Raw genomic sequence first — 2,901 nt, 5'->3', positions numbered from 1 at the left:
GGCGGTCGTCACACCCCGTTCTTCACGAACTATCGCCCGCAGTTCTACTTCCGCACGACGGACGTGACCGGCATCGTTCACCTGAAGGAAGGCGTCGAGATGATCATGCCGGGCGACAACGCCGAGCTGAACGTCGAGCTGATCACGCCGATCGCGATGGATCAAGGCCTGCGCTTCGCCATCCGTGAAGGCGGCCGCACCGTCGGCGCCGGCGTCGTCGCCAAGATCGTCGAGTAAGAAGACCCGGCCTTCGGGCTGAAACAGTAGCGTAACAGAACGGCCCCCGGAGCAATCCGGGGGCCGTTTTGCTGTGGGCTACCCGCAGATCGCCAGAGGCGCCCGTAAGAGGTCCGAGTTTCATCGGATTGCGCCGCAGGCCAAGGCCTCTGGTCTTTGGGGTGCGGGTCAGGCCTGAGATACGGGGCGGTCCCGAAGGGACGAGTTCGAGGCGGACGGCTTAGTTTTCGGCGTTGACCAGGTTTCGCACGCGAGGCGGGACCGGCGGCGTGGGCGCTGCGCGGACGATGCGAATAGAACTGCTGCGGCAGGCCTGGGGCGAAAGGCGGCCGGGCAGGCGGGTCGAGCCGTCGCCGCAGGCTTCGCTGATCTGGTCCTGCGTTAGGCCTCGCGCGCCAGACAGGTCGGCGCCGCGAATGTCGGTTCGACGCAGCGAGGCGTTGGAGAAGTCGGCGCGCGAGAAGCTGCCGCCGGTCAATCGCGCCCCATCCAGGCTGGCGTTCGAAAAGTCCGCGTTGGAGAAATCGCCGCCCGAAAGGTTCGAGGCCGTGACTTCGGCGCTGGCGAAGTTGGCGCCCGACGCCCGAACATTGGCCAGTGTGGCGCCGAACAGTTCCGAGTTGGAGAAGTTGGTTCCGGCCAGGGTGGCGCCGGTGAAGTTGACCCCGTGCATCTCGCTGCCCGAAAGGTTGGCGCGGGTCAGGTTGGCGCGAACGAAGGACGATCCTTGCGCCTCGGCGCCGTTGATCTGAGCCCCGGTGAAGTTGGCGGAGGTGAAGTTGGCGCCGACGATCTCGACCCCGCCCATGTTGGCCCGGCTGAAATCACTGCCGGTGAAGTTGGAGCCCATCATCTCGGCGCCGCGTAGGTTGGCGCCCACCAGGGTGGCGTTCATGAAGCTGGCGCCGGTGAAGGTGGCGCCCGAGAGATTGCGGCCGGACAGTTCGCAGCGATTGCACGATCCGCCCAGCGACACCGAACGGGCCACGTCGCGGTCCTGCATCGACATCTCGACCCCGGCGAAGGCGGGGGAGGCGGCGAGCGCCAGTCCCAGCGTCAGCAGAGCCAATGTGGGGCGGACCCGGATATGTTCAGCGATCTGTTTCACGCACTCTGAATGCCTCGAAAGCCCCGCCGCACCTACTTAAATCGAGGTAACTTCATGAAATCGAGGCAAGGTCGGCGCCGCTCAGCAGGCCGGAATGCGAAGGCCACGCGGCAGGACGGTGGAGCCGTCGCCGCAGGCTTGGTTCAGCTGGCCCTGGGTCAGGCCGGTGGCCCGCGTCAGCTGGGCGCCCGACAGATTAGTCCCCGACAGGGTCGCGCCGGCGAAGCTAGCGCCCTCCAGATAGGCGCCGACGAAACTGGCATTGGTCAGGTTGGCACGCGAGAAGTTGGAGCCCGAGAAAACGCCGCCATAGGCTTCGACGTCACGCATGTCGGTGTTGGAAAATCGCGTGCGGTTCATGACGCTGAGGCTCAGGTCCGCCTGACGCAGGCGTGAGCCGGCCAAGTTCAGGCCCCGCGCCTCCAGCCCCGAAAAGTCGCCCTGAAAAAGATTGCAACCGGCGCAGGAGGCGCCGCGCCGCACGCTGGCGATCTGACCCGCGTTTTGGGCCAGCGCAGGCGCGGCGACGGCCAGCAGGGCGGCGATCAGGCCGAGGGAAAGTGTACGTTTCATGGACCGGGCTCCGACGTTTGATCGTCTGTCAGCAAACCCTAGGCCATAACCCTTAACCTAGCCCTGATCGCCGCCCTGAAGCGCCGGGGCCGCCCCGCAGGTGTCGCAGGCCCAGGCGGCGCCGCGTTGTTGCAGGCTAAAATCGCCGCAGGCGGGACAGGCGACGGCCTCGCTGTTGGCGGCGGCGCGGGCTTCCGGCTCGCCCTTCTTGCCGAAGGGCAGGACGACCAGATTGTCGGGCGCAGAACCGCGCGCGAACCCTTTGGAGATGAAGCGGGCGGCGGGCACGGCCGCGTTGGCGTCGGGTTTACCGTCCCCCAGTCCGTCCGCGTTCAGGTCTTCGGTCCCGGCGTTGGCCAACTCGACGCGGTCCAGATAGGAGACGCCCAGTTCGCGGAAGATGTAGTCCAGGATCGAGGTCGCCGACTTGATCGAATCGTTGCCGGTGACGCGGCCGGCCGGCTCGAACCGGGTGAAGACGAAGGCGTCCACGAACTCGTCCAGCGGCACGCCGTATTGCAGGCCGATCGAGATGGCGATGGCGAAGTTGTTCATCAGGCTGCGGAAGGCGGCGCCTTCCTTGTGCATGTCGATGAAGATCTCCCCCAGCTCGCCGTCTTCGTACTCGCCGGTGTGGATATAGACCTTGTGGCCCGCGACGGCGGCCTTTTGGATATAGCCCTTGCGGCGGTCGGGCAGCTTGCGGCGCGCGCGTTCGCGTTCGACCACGCGTTCGACGACACGTTCCGTCGGAGCCGTGCGAGGCGCTTCGCGGGCAGGTTCAGGGCGGGCGGCGTCGATGTTTGGCAGGGACAGCAGCGGGCCGACGGGCGGTGCGGCGCGGGACAGGCAAAGGGCGCGTCGGCCGTCCAGCGCGCCCTGGCTCAACAGGCGCGCGGCCTGTGTCGAGGTCGTGCGCCAGTCCATCGGTTCGATCGCGATGTCCGGTATGTCGCTGAACGGCTCGACGGCGCGCCGCAGGT

2 protein-coding genes and 2 pseudogenes are annotated in these 2,901 nt (G+C 66.8%); 1 reads left to right on the top strand and 3 read right to left on the bottom strand.

The window, feature by feature from the left end; genetic code table 11:
• Window positions 1-237, top strand: a pseudogene (gene tuf / locus B3T77_RS14370) (elongation factor Tu); the annotation flags it as partial.
• A gap of 220 nt (window positions 238-457) precedes the next feature.
• On the opposite strand, the gene B3T77_RS14365 reads toward tuf, so the two are convergent.
• The 3 genes and pseudogenes from B3T77_RS14365 to B3T77_RS14355 all read right to left on the bottom strand — a co-directional run.
• Complete coding sequence (locus tag B3T77_RS14365; RefSeq protein WP_055755153.1) at window positions 458-1,345, bottom strand: pentapeptide repeat-containing protein; 888 nt, start codon at window positions 1,343-1,345, stop codon at window positions 458-460.
• A gap of 81 nt (window positions 1,346-1,426) precedes the next feature.
• Window positions 1,427-1,918, bottom strand: coding sequence for a pentapeptide repeat-containing protein (locus tag B3T77_RS14360; protein WP_292080520.1), 492 nt, complete (start codon window positions 1,916-1,918; stop codon window positions 1,427-1,429).
• Window positions 1,919-1,975: 57 nt separating this feature from the next.
• A pseudogene (locus B3T77_RS14355) lies at window positions 1,976-2,901 on the bottom strand (TSCPD domain-containing protein); the annotation flags it as partial.

It is taken from the genome of Brevundimonas sp. UBA7838 (assembly GCF_002500885.1).
GTDB classification, from domain to species: Bacteria; Pseudomonadota; Alphaproteobacteria; order Caulobacterales; family Caulobacteraceae; genus Brevundimonas; species Brevundimonas vesicularis_C.
The sequence above is the reverse complement of the archived record's forward strand: the minus strand, read 5'-3'. Positions and strand labels throughout refer to the sequence as shown.

Bases quoted from the DNA above. Each gene is read 5' to 3' on its own strand.
- B3T77_RS14360 (WP_292080520.1), bottom strand. From the start codon at position 1,918: ATGAAACGTACACTTTCCCTCGGCCTGATCGCCGCCCTGCTGGCCGTC.